The organism is Agrobacterium sp. LAD9 (assembly GCF_003031125.1).
In the GTDB taxonomy this organism is placed as follows: Bacteria; Pseudomonadota; Alphaproteobacteria; order Rhizobiales; family Rhizobiaceae; genus Agrobacterium; species Agrobacterium radiobacter.
The window spans coordinates 1-15,585 of record NZ_PHGS01000031.1 but is presented as its reverse complement, the minus strand read 5'-3'; the positions used below and the strand labels follow the sequence as shown (position 1 = coordinate 15,585).

14 protein-coding genes and 2 pseudogenes are annotated in these 15,585 nt (G+C 59.2%); 9 read left to right on the top strand and 7 right to left on the bottom strand.

Annotated features, from left to right (window positions below; translation table 11 throughout):
• Positions 1-14 precede the first annotated feature (14 nt).
• The 3 genes and pseudogenes from DA915_RS27360 (at position 15) to DA915_RS27350 (ending at position 1,810) form a co-directional block, all read left to right on the top strand.
• The gene (locus tag DA915_RS27360) at positions 15-320 is read left to right on the top strand and encodes a hypothetical protein (protein ID WP_107677886.1); all 306 of its coding nucleotides are present in this window, start codon (positions 15-17) and stop codon (positions 318-320) included.
• A gap of 164 nt (positions 321-484) precedes the next feature.
• Positions 485-1,264: pseudogene (locus tag DA915_RS27355) on the top strand (serine hydrolase); the annotation flags it as partial.
• A 90-nt stretch (positions 1,265-1,354) separates the two neighbouring features.
• On the top strand, positions 1,355-1,810 hold the full coding sequence (locus tag DA915_RS27350; RefSeq protein ID WP_107677884.1) for a BA14K family protein: 456 nt from the start codon (positions 1,355-1,357) through the stop codon (positions 1,808-1,810).
• A gap of 149 nt (positions 1,811-1,959) precedes the next feature.
• Here DA915_RS27350 and DA915_RS27345 read toward each other — a convergent pair whose 3' ends face one another.
• Positions 1,960-2,265: an antibiotic biosynthesis monooxygenase gene (locus DA915_RS27345; protein WP_107677883.1), complete on the bottom strand. Its 306-nt coding sequence runs from the start codon at positions 2,263-2,265 to the stop codon at positions 1,960-1,962.
• The gene (locus DA915_RS27340; RefSeq protein WP_107677959.1) at positions 2,262-3,248 is read right to left on the bottom strand and encodes a zinc-dependent alcohol dehydrogenase family protein; all 987 of its coding nucleotides are present in this window, start codon (positions 3,246-3,248) and stop codon (positions 2,262-2,264) included. The genes DA915_RS27345 and DA915_RS27340 overlap by 4 nt, the downstream gene beginning before the upstream one ends.
• A gap of 151 nt (positions 3,249-3,399) precedes the next feature.
• On the opposite strand from DA915_RS27340, the gene DA915_RS27335 reads away from it, so the two are divergent.
• Entirely contained in the window at positions 3,400-4,326 is a 927-nt protein-coding gene (locus DA915_RS27335) for a LysR family transcriptional regulator (protein ID WP_046801774.1), read from the top strand.
• 285 nt (positions 4,327-4,611) lie between these two features.
• Here the strand turns inward: DA915_RS27335 and DA915_RS27330 are convergent, their stop codons facing one another.
• From DA915_RS27330 to DA915_RS27320, 3 genes are all read right to left on the bottom strand, one after another.
• Positions 4,612-5,799, bottom strand: coding sequence for an MFS transporter (locus DA915_RS27330; RefSeq protein WP_192886679.1), 1,188 nt, complete (start codon positions 5,797-5,799; stop codon positions 4,612-4,614).
• Positions 5,800-5,979: 180 nt separating this feature from the next.
• Positions 5,980-6,744, bottom strand: coding sequence for a 3-oxoacyl-ACP reductase family protein (locus DA915_RS27325; RefSeq protein ID WP_107677882.1), 765 nt, complete (start codon positions 6,742-6,744; stop codon positions 5,980-5,982).
• Positions 6,745-6,912: 168 nt separating this feature from the next.
• The gene (locus DA915_RS27320) at positions 6,913-7,842 is read right to left on the bottom strand and encodes a LysR family transcriptional regulator (protein WP_093002195.1); all 930 of its coding nucleotides are present in this window, start codon (positions 7,840-7,842) and stop codon (positions 6,913-6,915) included.
• A 190-nt stretch (positions 7,843-8,032) separates the two neighbouring features.
• Here DA915_RS27320 and DA915_RS27315 point away from each other — a divergent pair, with 190 nt between their 5' ends.
• From DA915_RS27315 to DA915_RS27295, 5 genes are all read left to right on the top strand, one after another.
• Positions 8,033-8,629 (top strand): NADPH-dependent F420 reductase, encoded by a 597-nt coding sequence (locus DA915_RS27315; protein ID WP_107677881.1) that lies wholly within the window; start codon positions 8,033-8,035, stop codon positions 8,627-8,629.
• A 67-nt stretch (positions 8,630-8,696) separates the two neighbouring features.
• Positions 8,697-9,650 carry a zinc-binding dehydrogenase gene (locus DA915_RS27310; protein WP_192886678.1) on the top strand — a complete coding sequence of 318 codons (954 nt, stop codon included), beginning with the start codon at positions 8,697-8,699 and terminating at the stop codon, positions 9,648-9,650.
• 96 nt (positions 9,651-9,746) lie between these two features.
• Positions 9,747-10,484: an SDR family NAD(P)-dependent oxidoreductase gene (locus tag DA915_RS27305; protein ID WP_046801770.1), complete on the top strand. Its 738-nt coding sequence runs from the start codon at positions 9,747-9,749 to the stop codon at positions 10,482-10,484.
• Positions 10,485-10,782: 298 nt separating this feature from the next.
• Positions 10,783-11,505, top strand: coding sequence for an alpha/beta fold hydrolase (locus DA915_RS27300; protein WP_107677880.1), 723 nt, complete (start codon positions 10,783-10,785; stop codon positions 11,503-11,505).
• Between the two features lie 161 nt (positions 11,506-11,666).
• On the top strand, positions 11,667-12,785 hold the full coding sequence (locus DA915_RS27295) for a Gfo/Idh/MocA family protein (protein WP_107677879.1): 1,119 nt from the start codon (positions 11,667-11,669) through the stop codon (positions 12,783-12,785).
• 582 nt (positions 12,786-13,367) lie between these two features.
• On the opposite strand, the gene DA915_RS27290 is transcribed toward DA915_RS27295, so the two are convergent.
• Positions 13,368-15,317: a MacB family efflux pump subunit gene (locus tag DA915_RS27290; RefSeq protein WP_107677878.1), complete on the bottom strand. Its 1,950-nt coding sequence runs from the start codon at positions 15,315-15,317 to the stop codon at positions 13,368-13,370.
• Between the two features lie 8 nt (positions 15,318-15,325).
• Positions 15,326-15,585, bottom strand: a pseudogene (locus tag DA915_RS27285) (efflux transporter periplasmic adaptor subunit); the annotation flags it as partial.

Genomic DNA, 15,585 nt, shown 5'->3' with positions numbered 1-15,585 from the left:
AGAAGGTACATCAAATGAGCAAAGCCTCCCCGGATCACGTTTTTATGCGACGCTTATCAGTCGCAACGGTGTTCGCAGGCCTCCTTATTCTCACCGGCTGCCAGACGCCGGAACAGGAGCGCTACGCCGACCTCGACACCTGCTCTGGAATGGGCGCGCGATACGGATCATCATCTCATACCGGATGCATGTTACAGCAGCAGCAGCGTCGTGACGACGCGCAATTGCGCACCCTCGAGGAAGCCAGGCTAAGCCAGATCATGGCAGAAGATGCGCGCCGGCAGCATGAGCGCATGAAAAGAGAGAGACGGCGGGACTAGTTTCGAGTTCGGTGGGAGGCTGAACTGATCGAAACCGATCTACTGGAGCGGCCGCCGGCTGATGAAGGCCGGTCTCGAGACGTTTGCCCTCAAGCCTCTCACCAATGATGCGCCCACTTCACGGAAACCGCATCTAATCGAATCCCGGAGCCGCTTCACTCCTCGAACTTCACACTTACGTGGCGGGAGGGCTGCCACTCCAGTTCCCTGCCGAAGTCAACGAGCAAAATTTCATAAGCTTCTATAAGAGCTTCATTCCGACCACCGAAATCGGCACCAGTCGCCTTTATTCGAATACTTCCATCGGACTGTCTGGCTATCTCGCGGCAAAGAGCGTCGGCGCTCCCTTTGCTTCGCTCCTTGATGAAAAGGTGATTAAGCCGCTGAACTTGTCGCATACCTTCCTTTCGGTCCCTAAAAATCGCTTTACCTCGTATGCGCAAGGCTACACGAGCTCCAATGCACCGGTACGGGTCAATCCCGGCGTATTCGACGATGAGGCTTACGGCATCAAGACAACCGCGGCCGACCTGCTTGGTTTTGTTGAGGCGTCGGGCAATCCCAATCGATTCGAAGGCTCGTTAAAAGCCGCTTTGATCGCGGCTCGCTCGCCGGTCTACCAAGTTCGTCGGATGTATCAGGGCTTGGGTTGGGAACTCTATCGCGCTCCAGCTCGACGCGTCGACCTACTTCAGGGGGTCGATCCCGATTTCGTCATGAAGGCCAATCAGATTGAACCTCCCAGCTTGCATGTGCCGGCGGAGATGGTTGCCACCGTATCAAAAACAGGCTCGACGGGCGGGTTCGGAGCTTATGCTCTCTTTCAGCCTGAGCGCGGGACCGGAATTGTAATCCTTGCGAATCGGTTCTGGCCAAACTCCGCTCGCATCGCAACTGCTTATTCCATACTCGGAAAACTCGACCCCGGGTTCTTTGCCGATTGACGCGCGGAGTTCGCGCATCGGACGACCGCATCCTCGCCCGAGTATGCCTCCGTTTCGAACAAATATTCCGCCTCATTAAAGGATTAGAAGATGAAGAAGATAGCGACATTTTTGATCGCAGTGATAACTGCTTTCTCCACTGCAATCCCCGGTCAGGCGGCCCCGGTTTTTGTCCCCTCGAACCCGGACACTCGCTACACCGTCGAGAACGTTCAATGGAATGGCGACCGAAGGTGGCGGCCCAACAGACACAATTGGAATGGCCATTATGGGCATCAACGCCCAAGCTATCATCGCCCTTGGCAGCATCACCGGCGTCACAACAGTTCCAATGCCGCAGCGGTTCGCGGAGGTCTTGCAGCTGGCGCCATAATTGGTGGCGCTATCGCTCAGTCCCAGCAACCCCATTACGCGTTGCCTCAGCGTGACTTACACGGCGATCGGCACGTCAGCTGGTGTTTCGCGCGATACCGCTCTTACCGCAGCTTCGACAACACCTTCCAACCATTCAATGGGCCTCGCCAGCAATGCTATTCACCCCACTGATACGCGAAAAGTCAAAGATAGGCCGGATCCCGGCAGCGATGTTCGCGCAGAGCGATATCAAGCCAGAGATGCATAGGTTATCTGGCACCCGCTCTATATTTTTGACATGGCAGAGGTCGCTCGTGTCAGGCAGCGACCTCGCCTTTGTCTTAATCGTTTGCGGCTAGGGCGCCGCCCTCGAGATGATAGACCGTCGGTTCCTCCGAGAAATATGCCTGTATGCCTCTCATGAACTCCTCATGGTCCTCGCTCGCTTCGAAAGCTGGAGTGTGATCCTCAAGCGAGCGCCATAGCACGATTAGGTTGAAGACCTTCGGCGTTTCGATCCCCCGAGCCAGAACGTGACCACGGTAACCCTGCGCACGCGTGAGCAGAGGAACAACGCTCTCGAACGCCTGCCTGAACTCTCTGATCTTGTCCTCATAGACGGGCAGCACGGCGATCTCATAAATCATGGTTGCACCTTTGTGTCGGCCGACGGGCCAATGGCGATGGCGATCTTGCCCCGCAAACCGTTATTGGGTTTCTCGAGCAGCGCATGGGCACGCGGAAGGTCGGCGAGCGAATAGACGGCGCCTACGTGCGGCCGCAGCTGACCGCGTTCCACCAGTGTGCTCAGCTCGTCAAGCTTGCCTTGGTTCTGCCTCGTGAAGACGAAGTGGTAGCTCGCGTTCTTACCCCATGCCTCAATGAGGTTCTGCGGCTGTGCAATGTCCACGATCGAGATAACGCGACCAAGTTGCGCGAGCACCTTCGGGCTGCGGGACAATGTGTCGCCGCCGAGTGTGTCAAACACGACGTCTACCCCAAGGCCTTCGGTTTCCCGCATGATGGCGTCGACATAATCCTCTTTCATGTAGTCGATAACGACATCTGCCCCGACACTTCGCGCAAACTCGAAGTTTTCTTCGCGCACGGTCGTGAAGACCTTCGCGCCGATGGCTTTCGCGACCTGGATGGCCACGTGCCCTACCCCTCCCGCGCCACCATGGATCAGGATGCTTTCTCCCACCCTGAGGGCAGCACGCGAGACAAGAGCTTCCCAGGCTGTTCCGCCGACCAGGCTGAGGCTGGCGGCTTCCAGATGGCTGAGCGCGCCGGGCTTCCTTCCAATGATATTCTCGTTTGCAACGTGGTACTCGGCGTAACTTCCCGGACCATCGAATATTTGCGGCGTGTACCAAACTTCGTCTCCAACCGAGAACATCGTCACGCCCGTTCCCACGGCTTCGATAACGCCCGACACGTCATGCCCCGTAATGGCCGGCAATGGCACATAGTCACAATAGTCGCCGCGCCGAACCTGATAATCCAAGGGGTTGACGGACGTGGCATGGACGCGAACCAGGACTTGTCCCGCCTGGGGACCTGGCTTCGGCACGTCGGAAAGTTCGAACGATTCCGGGCCACCGAAGCGAGTGAGGATGGCTGCTTTCATGGTCTTGGTCATGGTGATCCCTTTGATGGTGGCTTTGACTGGCTCGCCATACATGGCGCCGTCTTGGTGGGTTCTATTTGATCTCTCACGATTGCTTTCGGTAGCGCCTCGGTTTTAGGATCAGTTTCAACAAAAATTTGAAAGCCATCTCATGGACGTGGACGATTTGAGTCTCTTTGTGCGTATCGCCCAGCTGCACAGCATCAGTGCCGCAGCCCGCGACTTGGGTCTGACGCCTGCTGGCGCGAGCGCCAAACTCGCCGCTCTTGAGCGGAAACTCAGCGCCAGGCTTCTCCATCGCACCACGCGGCAAGCGACATTGACCGAGGACGGCCTCGCCTTCCTGCCACATGCGGAAAATGTTGTGCTCGCAGCGGAAGCTGCTCGAGCGGCGCTTGGTCGAGAGCAGGCTGCGCCTCGCGGCACCTTGCGAGTAGCCGCCCCCGCCTCGTTCGCGCGAATGCATATTGTGCCGGGTCTGGATGAATTCTGCAGGCAATATCCCGAACTGGCACTTGATTTGCGCATCTCGGACAGCATCGTCGATCTGGTCGAGGGTGCCTTCGATGTGGCGGTTCGTTATACCGAACTCAGCGACTCATCCTTTGTCGCGCGGCGGCTTGCTCCGGACAATCGGGTACTGGTCGCGTCGCCCAAATATCTCGAGAAACACGGCCAACCTAATACTCCCGACGACCTAGCGGAACATACCTGCCTCGTCGTCGGCACGCTCGACCTCTGGACGTTTCGAGGAAAAGGTTCGGAGGTGATCGAGCGGCGTGTCACGCCGAGCCTTCGCATCAATGACGGCACTGCAGTGCGCGACGCGGCTTCTGCCGGGCTTGGCATCGCTCTCATGGCGACGTGGTGCGCGTCGAACGAGCTGCGATCTGGCGCACTCGTTCCAGTCGTTTCAGAATATCCGCTAATCTCCACACAGACACTTTGGGCGTTGTATCCAAGTTCTCGCGAACTGGCACCGAAAGTGAGAGTGTTCATCGACTGGCTTGTCAATCGGTTCGGCAATCGACCCTACTGGGATAAAGGGCTAGAAGACATCCTCGATCACCGTCGATGATACGTGATTACTGTCCGGTTCCGGTGCGCGCGCGAACACGAGTTCTTAGCGGAGCAACGCGGTTCTTACTTGATGTCACGAACTGATGGATCATTGACGAGTTAAAAAGCATCTTGGGACGTAAACAGTTCGATCTAGCGGAATCCGAGGGACTTGGATCGGAGCAGGATCGCAACGAAGTGCTGCAGGTGCTTGAAGGGGAACCGGCTTCTCCATGCGCTCTCGCTTTCAAGAGCCTTCTTAATTTATCTGCCAATTGTTAACCCGTAGATCGACCCTCGTCACTCACTGCCCCTTGAACCCGAGGATGACCAACGCGCCAGTAAGGGCCGCCGAGGCCGCGTAAAGTGTTACACCAGTAGAGCCGAAGCCGTCGATGATGAGGCCGCCAAGACCTGATCCTGTCGCAATCGCGACCTGGAAAATCGACGCCAGAAGTGCCCCGGCACTTTCGGCGTGATCAGGTGCCGCGCGGGCATTCCAGATCGAGATCGCAACGGGGAAACTGCCGAAAGCAAATCCCCACAGAGCCGTCGCCGCGAACGCAACACCCGCGACGGCGCCGAGAAGGGTGAGCGCAAATGCGGCACTCGCTATCAGGAATGCGGACAAGGCGACAGCCCAACCAGGATTACGCTCGGCGATGACGCCCCCTGCGAAATTGCCCAGGAAGCCGGCAAGGCCGAAAACCAGGAGAGCAAGTGAGACGGTTGAAATGTTGAGGCGCGTAACCTCTTCCAAAAATGGGCGGACGAAAGTGAAACCGGCGAAGTGGCCTGATACGACGAGGAATGCCGTTCCAAAACCGATGGCTACCGAGCGGCGGGACAGCGCCGCTTTAAAGGAGCTCAGGCCGGGCGCGGCGGTGGGGGGTAGCTTGGGAAGCGTTAGTATCTGGATCACAAGCGCAACCAAGCCAATGCCGGACCCGGCAATGAAGGCGGCGCGCCATCCCCACAGTCCTCCAAGGAAAGTGCCAAGCGGTGCAGCAAAGACTGTAGCGACGGAGATACCCATGATGATGATCGAGATAGCCCGCGGCACCTTGTCGGCAGGGACCAAACGCAAAGCAAGCGCGGCCATCATGGCCCAAAAACTACCGAGAGCGAAGCCCAGAATCGCGCGAGCGGCCAGGAGTATTGTGATGCTGGGGGCATAGGCCGAAAGGACGTTGGAGATGATGAGCATCGCCGTCAGGCCAAAAACAATCTTCTGGCGGTCCAGCTCGCCTGACACCAGAATGAGAAATGGCCCGGCGATCGCAGCCACCGCGGCTGTAGCTGTGATAGCCTGGCCAACCACACCCATTGAAACTCCCAGTTCGCCCGCAATCGGCGTCAGCAGACTGATCGGCAAAAATTCCGCGGTGACGAGACCAAATGCCCCAAACGCAAGCGATACTACGGCTAGCCACGAAGCAGGTGGCGCTGTAGGCAAATCATCGCGCTCATTTGAATATGCTGTCTCAGACAAAGGAATTTCTCCGGATTAAGGCCCAAAGGTGGTTGTTTTCGGGGCGCGCCGAACTGTGATCCCTGCAGCGTCACCTCGCGCCCGTTCCGTCATTGCCCATACTGAATATCGGTAGATTGGTGAGGTGTTGGAACTGAAAAGGGTCGTTGGAGCGCGGTTTGCGCGTTACTCCGGGATATTTCAGGATGTGAAACCACCATCAGCCCGGATGTCGGCACCCGTTACAAATGAAGCCTCTGGACTTGCAAGGAATGCGACAACGCTCGCAATTTCCTGAGGCTTTCCGTAGCGGCCCACCGCGATGCGCGAGATTTGCATAGCGGCAAACTCACCATCGGCAGGATTCATGTCAGTGTCGGTTGGGCCCGGATGTACTGTGTTGACTGTAATGCCGCGTGGCCCCAGGTCATGAGCCAGGCTTCGGTTGAAGCCGGCGACAGCGCCCTTGGTAAGGCCATACGCTGAGAGCCCAGGAACCCCGGCATATTTCGTAATTGAACTGCCGATCTGTATGATCCGGCCGCCATCCTTCATATGACGTACGGCTTCCTGCGTAGCAACGAAAACGCCTGTTACGTTGACCGCGAGCATTGCCTGATAGTCATTAAATGCGATTTCGTCGATCGGGCCGGCGAAGGCGATCCCGGCATTATTTACAAGAATGTCGAGGCCTCCAAACCTGTCGACAGTCTCTGCGACGGCGGCTCGTATTGCATCCGGATTAGCGGCATCGGCTGCAATAGCCAGGGCGCGTCCCCCCGCTTTCTCGATGGCGAGGGAGACTTCCTCAGCCTTCGCATGTGATCCGCGATAGGTGAAGGCGACCTGAGCGCCGTCGGCTGCCAAACGATGGACGATTGATGCCCCAATCGACCGTGAGCCACCGGTAACGAGTGCGACCCTGCCACTTAATGGCAAGTTTCGAGAAAAGGATTCTTCAGTCATAATTCACTCCGTCCAATTCATGTATTTTGCGGAGTGATATTTGCGCAGTCCCTTTCTAGACCACTAGTGGCGAGTCGGTTGGATCACATTCAAGCGTCTGTTGAATATTGAGTAATTGATGCGATTCCGGTGCCAATCTTTTTTCGCGAGTGGCAAAGACGGTAAGCGTTACGTAAGACTTCCGGCAAGCCGAGCACTTAGGCGCTCGCGACGAAAATACTCCGTGTAGAAATCGATGAATGCGCGCGTCTTCAACGGTTGAAGCACGCGGCCCGAATAGTACAGCGATATAGACCCGGCATCGGCATACCACTTCGGAAGGACGCGTTCGAGCGCTCCACTTTCCATTTGCGGCAGCACGTCGGGTACCGCTAACAGTGCGATGCCTAACCCCGCGATCGCCGCCTGCGCCATGGCCGCCGCGTCGCTCATCACGATCGTCTCGTTGAGCAGCGCGCGCTCTTCGCGCCCTTGGGCGTCACGCATCATCCATTGCCGTATCCGGCCCGAATTCGAGGACCGCATCAAGATTCCGGCATGATCGGCCATATCAGCAGGGCTAATTGGCCGGCGACGTGCAGCAAAATAGGCGGGCGATGCGACCGCGATAACGTGAACCGGTGCGAGCGTTGTGGAAACGATGCCCGGATTGAGCTCAAAACCACCGCCGATCGCGGCGTCAAAGCCCTCGGCTATAAGATCGACCTTGCGGCTGTCAAAATGCCAGTCAGGTCTGATGCCTGGATAACGAGCCAGAAAGTCGGGCAATGCGGGGAGAACGTATCCCATCGCGAACGACAAACTCATGCTGAGCTTCAAAACGCCGACGGGCTCGCCCTTCGTTTGTGATGCCCCGTCGATTGCCCCCTGAAGGTGGTTCAGGCTGTCGCCGATGCTTACCAGAAACGACTCTCCCGCCTCGGTCAGGGTCAGCTTCCGCGTTGAGCGGTGAAACAGCCGTATACCGAGGTTCCTTTCCAGCATTGCAACATTCCGGCTGACTGCGGCCGGTGTGATCGAGAGACGCCGTGCAGCCCCAGAAAAACTGCTCGCTTCTGCACTTCGAACGAAGGCTTCGAGGTTTGCCAGTGTCTCCATAAACGTAACCTTCAAACGTTGATTGAAACTAAAACAATTCATTTATGACTTATGCTGCGTGTATTTGCCAGCCATATTCCAGCCAACAGCAGCACCGGTTTTCTGCAACGCCAACCGCATCAGGCCCAGGATGCAGCGGGAAAACCGACCGTCGCAGACAAAATTCTCACGAACCGCAAAGGGGTGGGTCATGACCGTAGGAATTATCGGAGCCGGCAATATAGGCGGTGCATTTGCCACTGCGCTCGCCAAGGCGGGAATCGAAGCCGTGATCGCAAACAGCCGAGGACCGGAAAGCCTCACGACGCTTGTTTCGAAGCTAGGCAGCACGATCCGGGCTGGAAGCCTGCAAGAAGCCGCGGCGCAAGACATCGTTCTCGTGGCGGTCCCGTGGTCGAAGATACCTGGTGCGCTCGCCGGTTTGAGGTTCGACGGTAAGATCGTAATTGATTCCAACAACTCTATCGAAGCGCCGCTTTACCGGCCGGCGGACCTTGGCGGCCGCACCTCTACGGATATCTTCACCGCCCTCGTGCCAGGCGCGCGCGTCGTCAAAGCGTTCAACCACCTGACGCCAAAGCAACTGTCGGGCGACCCCCGCTCTGAAGGAGGCAGGCGAGTCCTGTTTTACTCGGGCAACGATATGAGGGCGAAGGCTGAGGTCGCCGCCATCATTGATCGCCTCGGCTTCTTCGGGATCGATCTCGGCGGCCTCGCGGTCGGCAGCCAGCTGGTTCAGTTTCCCGGCGGCCCGCTGCCCGCACTCAACCTCGTCAAGTTCGATTGAACATCGCTGCGCTCCTTCCCTCTGCAATTGGAACGCCGCGCGCCATCTGGAATACGGAGACAAGATCATGACAAGATTCATTCAGATACAGTCGGCCGGCGGACCGTCGGTCTTGCAAGTCATCGAGAAAGAACTGCGCGCGCCTCGTGCCGGCGAGGTCAGACTCATTCAAGATGCGATCGGCCTCAACTTCGTCGATACTATGGTACGAAAAGGTGAGTATCCGATGGCGTTGCCAGCGGTCCCCGGTTTTGAAGCGGCCGGGACGATCACCGAGGTCGGATCCGGCGTCGAGGGGCTGTCGGTCGGCGATCGGGTCGCTTACTTCTTTTCGGAAGGTGCGTATGCCACCGAGAGGATCATTCCGATCGGGCCGCTCATCCGCCTGCCCGCCGATATCTCGAACGAGATCGCGGCGACCTACCTGGCAAAGGGCGGGACAGCTTGGATGGGGATGCGTGGTCTCCACAATCTCAAATCCACCGACACAGTGCTGGTACTTGGGGCATCGGGGAGCGTGGGTGCTATCCTGTCTCGCTGGGCGAAGTCGCTGGGTGCTACAGTGATTGGCGTCGCCGGATCGCCGGATAAGCTCGACAAGGTCGCGGCCGGTGCTACTCATGCCTTCCACGCTGGCGAGCCAGATATCGCAGCCAAGATCCGTGCGATCGCACCTGACGGTGTCGACGTCGTTTATGATTTCGTCGGCCGGGCGACTTTCTCGTTGGGCGTGTCAAGCGTCCGAGATGGTGGTGTAATTGCCGCGATCGGAGCCGCGACGGGTCAGCCAGCGCCGGCCCCCGATCTTGTGCGACGAGGCGTTGATGTCCGCAGCGGCGGCACCCCGCAATACGTCCGGGGACCGACAGTCGAGATCGCGACCTCTCAGCTATGGGATGCGCTGCGCTCAGGCATCTTCAGTGATCTCGAAACCGTCCGCTATCCGTTCGACGAGATAGCCCGCGCGCATGACGACATGGACAACCGCCGCTTGAGCGGTCTGCCGGTCCTGATCGCGTAATCCGAAAATTATTGTGCGGCGGCAGGCCGCACGGACGCCCGCCGCAAGGCGGCCGGGCGAGACATTTCCCCTGTCGATAACGAAAGGAATAAATCGATGAGTGAACTAGCAGGTAAACGTGCGCTTGTGACTGGTGCGTCCCGCGGCATTGGAGCCGCGATCGCAATCGCACTGGCCGAAAAAGGTGCTGATGTAGCGATCACATACGAACGCGCCGCTGATCGGGCAGCGCAAGTTGTGGCAACGATCGAAGGCAAAGGGCGCAAGGCGTTGGCTATCCAGGCTGACAGCATGGACCCCAATGCGGTCAAGCGGTCGGTTGATGAGGCGGCGCAGGCGTTGGGCGGCCTCGACATCTTGGTGAACAATGCGGCTATCGCGATCTACAAGGATGTGGCGGATTTCACCGTCGCCGAGATCGACGCCCTTTTTGCTGTCAACGCTCGCTCACCGATCCTGGCATCGCAAGCCGCGATGCCGTATCTTGGCAAAGGTGGCCGCATCGTCACGATCGGTTCCGCGGGCGCAGAACGCATTGTCGGACCATCGACGGTTTATTCGATGACTAAATCGGCACTCCAATCATTTACTCGCGGTCTCGCGCGAGAACTTGGTCCCCGTGACATTACCGTCAACCTCATTCAGCCGGGATCAACCAACACGGAAATGAACCCGGCCGAGGGCGAGTTCGGAGATTTCCAGCGTGCTCTGATTCCGCTCGGCCGGTACGGCGAGCCGCAGGATGTCGCGGCTGCAGTGGCATTCCTCGCATCTGGTGCGGCCCGGCAAATCACCGGAACCATCCTGACAGTTGATGGCGGCACGCTAACCTAAGACATGCCGACGGATCCTGGCTTGTAATGTAGGAGGTCTCAGAGTGGGGGCTAGCCCGGTATCATCAACTACTAGCTTTCCACTCTCTTTCCACGTGGTGGCTTTGGAGCATTGGATCAAATGCCGCTCCACATATGGGTCAGACCCAATATGTCATGTTGGAACATGAACTCGCACGGGGAGTGACACGCATGTTGGGTGGGTTCCTGAGATAGCAACGTAAGGTTCCTCAAATGTCGGCTTCTGCGACACCTGGGTATCAGTATCATCCTGACATCGATTATTTGGAGATCCCGACATGCCTGCAGTACTCGTCCATGGCGTACCTGACACCCACCGACTCTGGGACACCGTCCGCTCCCATCTTCAACGCAAGGATATCGTTACGATCGATCTCCCCGGCTTTGGCAATCCGTTGCCGCGGGACTTCAGGTCAACAAAGGAAGAGTATCTCGACTGGCTTATCCACCGGATCGCTGAGATCGGCGAGCCCGTAGATCTGGTCGGTCATGACTGGGGCTGCCTGCTGACAGGCCGTCTCACGTCAATCCGACCGGATCTGGTGCGGACCTGGACCGGCATCAGCGGGCCGATTGATCCGGAATATCCGTGGCACTATCTCGCCAAGATCTGGCAGACCCCAGGTGAGGGCGAGCAATGGATGAAGGATCTCGACCTCGAGGAATTTGCGGCGAAACTCGTCGAGGCCCAGATGCCGAAAGATGCGGCGGATGAATCGGTTCGGCATCTCGATGCCACTATGCGGGCAAGCATTCTCGCACTTTACCGTTCCGCAATCGAGGTCGGGGCGGAGTGGAAACCGGCTTTGAGTAGCATAACTGCGCCAGCGCTGGTGATCTGGGGCCTGAACGATCCGTTCCTGCCGCACCGCTTCGCTGACGAGCTCGGCAATGCCACACACGCACGCGCTGTCGTGAAGCTGCGCGCCTCGCATTGGCCGATGATAGAGCGCCCGGCCGATGTCGCGCGCGAACTCGAGGCCCATTGGACTCACGTTTAACTCCCTGCGCTTGCATCACGTGGGCTCAAACCCACGCAGCCGCAACGCGAACGGCGATGCTTGGTCACTCGCTAAGCACCGCGTTTGTCCGAAAACGAAACCATGGTGAAGCAGCACGGCGAGCATTGCCCCGGGGCTGCACCAGAAAGGAGCACGCCTACATGACAAACTCAGCAAACACCCGGGTTGGCGTCGGCATCATCGGTGCCAGTGCCGATCGAGGCTGGGGCGGAATTGCCCACGTCCCCGCGCTGCGGGCCCTCGATGCATTCCAGATCCGCGCCGTCAGCACGACCCGTATGGAGAGTGCGAACGCGACCGCTAGCCGACTGGGCGCCGATCTTGCCTTTGACACACATCAGGCGCTGGTCCTGCGACCGGAGGTCGACTTGGTGGTGGTTGCGGTCAAGGTGCCGGATCACAAGCAGATCGTTTCCGACGCGCTCGCCGCTGGCAAGATGGTCTACTGCGAATGGCCGCTCGGGCGAAACCTATCGGAAGCCGAAGCGCTGGAGGGGATCGCCCGCGAACGGCGGCTGCGCACAGTTATCGGGTTGCAGGGCGGCCTCCACCCGCCGATCCGCTATCTCCGCGACCTCGTCCGGCAAGGCGTGATCGGCATGCCGCTCAGCACGAGCGTTCGGGCACATCTGAACGACGAAATGTGGGTCGGCCGATATGACCCGCCATTCGAATACATGGCCCGCGCAGAGAATGGCGCCACGCTCCAAAGCATCATGCTCGGCCACGCGCTCCAACCGCTCGCGCACGTACTCGGCGCGTTCCAGACCCTGTCCGCCGTCGTGGCCAATCAGCGCGGCGACGGCGTCCGCCTCTCGGATGCTACGTCCCTCCTGAAGGACGCGCCGGACGAGATCATCGTCGCCGGCGTTCTCGAAGGCGGGATCGTCACTTCGCTGCACTATAGTGCCGGGCAGTCCTCCGGCTTGGTGTGGGAAATCCAGGGCACGGAAGGCAGTCTACACGTGGAGACTGCGTCGGGTTACATTCACTTCGGCGATGTGACTATCACATTGCGCCGCGGCAGCGAGCCTGTCGAGCAGCTACAGGTCCCGCCCGCATATGCGGCTCCGGACCTGCAACTCGCAGCGCCTGCGGCCGGCGTTGCCCGCCTCTACGCCCAGCTCGCCGCGGACCTCCGCGACGGAACCGCAGATGCGCCGGGCTTCGCGGTCGCACTCGATCGTCACCGGGTGCTCGAGGCGATCACAAAGGCCAGTGAAACGGGTCATCGCCAGCGTCTGTCCTATCCCGCCTAGTCAACACCAATCTCTGACAACCATGGAGGGGCCTGACCAGGGCAATCAACCGCCAGCAGATGGTTCTCGCTGGTGTCGGGATGGCGGGACAGCTGTCGAAATGGCCGCAAACTCAGCTCCGTGGCAAGCAACGATCGCTCCATTGCTGAAATGCTCGTAGAAGACGGCCTCGCTGGCGATAGAACGCACCGGAGGGCGACTGATGTTTGCTCGATTGACATAACGAGCCGACCAAATCTGGCCGCCCCCTGCGCCAAAAGCGCGACCGCATGCCGGCTTAATCGGCCTGCGAAAGGGGGCGTAACCGGAGGCAGAAACCGCTTGCGAGCTCCGTGAGCGACAGCGAATAGCAACCGGCCGGCTTCAGCCGGTTCGGCCTAACACTTCGCAATCTCCAACGGACATTCATCACGGAAATGAATCGGGGGCAGCGGCTCGATTCAGATGTGTCGTTTGACCATACTGTGAACACCGCCGATTACCAGGCCATGAACTCAGAAGCAGCCAGTTCTCCAGCTACTTGCGAGCCTGATTTCCAATCGGAACTCCCTTCACTAGGCCATCGCGCATGCTTTCCAGCCATTAGTCACGCGCTAGGGCCTCGATCGGGTCCAGCTTTGCCGCATTGCGAGCGGGAAGGAAGCCGAAGACGATTCCGATCAGGGTCGAGCAGGTGAAGGCCACCATGATGGAGCCCGAAGAGAAGATCATTTTGAAGTCGGGGCTCAGCAAATTGAAAAGAGCGCTGATCCCGAGGGCGAGCATCACTCCCATGAAGCCGCCGACAAGGCAGACCATGACGGCCTCGATCAGGAACTGGGAAAGGATGTCGCTGCGGCGCGCGCCGACAGCCACACGAACGCCGATCTCCTTGGTACGTTCGGTCACGGACACCAGCATGATATTCATCACGCCGATGCCGCCGACAATCAGCGAGATCACGGCGACTGACGAAATCAGCAGCGTCAGGGTTTGCGTGGTGGTCTCGATAGTCTCGCGAATGGTCGCCGAGTTGGTGAGGAAGAAGTCTTTCGCGCCATGCCGACGTTCGAGAAGGCGCGAAACCGCGGCCTCGACATTGCCCGGATCGACATCGTCTCTGATACGGACCGTTATGCCGTCGACGTTCGGACGACCCAGCATGCGGCCCATGACGGTTGTGTAAGGCGCATAAACGGTCAACGTATCAACCGCCGGGCCGAAGGAGTTTTCCCGTTTCGTCACACCCACAACCCTCGCCGGCATTGTGCCCAGAAGGATGACCTGTCCCACCGGGTTTACCCGGTCTGGAAACAGGTCTCGCGCGGCGTTTGCATCGATCACCACATTCTGGCTGTAAGCGGTAACGTCCTGGGCGTCGAACAGTTGTCCATACGCCAACTCAAGGCCCCGTACACGAAAGAAGTCGGCGCCAACTCCGGAGACTGACACATTGACGGCCACGGCGGCGCGCTTGACGGTTACGCTCGTCGTGACGGTTGGTGTCACGCTGTCGACATAGGGCTGGTTCACCAGCGCTTCGGCGTCGGCGGGAACCAGCGTCCGTATCTTGCCCGCTTCCAGGTCGCCAAAGCCTTTACCGGCCCGCACCTCGATCGTGTTGGTGCCGAGCGAACTGATACTACTCAGGATTTGTTGCTGCGAACCGGCTCCCAGTGCCGAGATTGCCGCTACCGAGGCGATACCGATGATGATACCGAGCATGGTCAGAAGCGAGCGCATCTTGTGCGCCCATATTGCCGCGCCCGCCATACGAAAGGCCTCAGTCATCCGGTCAATTGCGCCACGCCAGCCAGCGCCCGGCGCGTGTTCGCGGATGGGCCGAGCCGTCGCGGCGGATTTGGATATATTGCGCTCGTCGGAAATGATTACGCCGTCGCTGATCTCCACAACCCGATCCGCGTGTTCGGCGATCTTCTTGTCGTGAGTGACGAGAATGATGGTGTGCCCCTCGGCGTGAAGCTCGCGCAGGATCTTCATGACTTCGGCGCCACTGTGGGTATCCAGCGCTCCGGTCGGTTCGTCGGCCAGAATTATCTCGCCGCCATTCATCAGGGCGCGGGCGATCGACACACGCTGCTGCTGGCCGCCCGAAAGCTTGCCCGGGATATTGCCCGTCCGGTCGGCCAGGCCCAGCCGGGTCAACAAGGAGATCGCTCGCTTGTGCCGGTCGGATCGGCTGCGTCCGGCATAGATGGCCGGCACCTCGACGTTGCTGGCCGCGCTGAGATCGCCAAGCAGATGATAGCGCTGAAAGATGAAACCAAAACGCTCACGGCGTAGTGCCGCGAGTTCATCCACGGACATCTTCGAGGTCTCGCGTCCTTCGATCCAGTAGCTGCCGTCCGTCGGACGATCGAGGCAACCAAGGATGTTCATCAGCGTCGACTTACCGGAGCCAGAAGCACCGATGATGGCCATCATCTCGCCGGCCTCGATGTCGAGGTCGACGTCTTTCAGCACCTGCACCATCTCGTCGCCTGCGGGGAAAGCGCGGGATACCCCACGTACGCGGATCAGTGGTTCCGTCATGGCGCGCCCTACCGCTTCGCCGCGGCCAGTTGAGCCTGGCCATTCGTGCGTTCGTCCGTGGATGCTCCCAGGACGATGGTCTCGCCTGCCTGAAGACCGCTAAGGATCTGGATGTCCGCGCCGTTGTCGATACCGACCTGGACCTCCCGGATCTGGACCTCGCCCACCGCGTCCAGTATGCGGACACGCGCCGTATCGCCGGCCCGGGACGCCCCTTCCACTGCGCTGAGCGGGACAAGCACGACGCCGCTGACGCGGCTCAGAACGA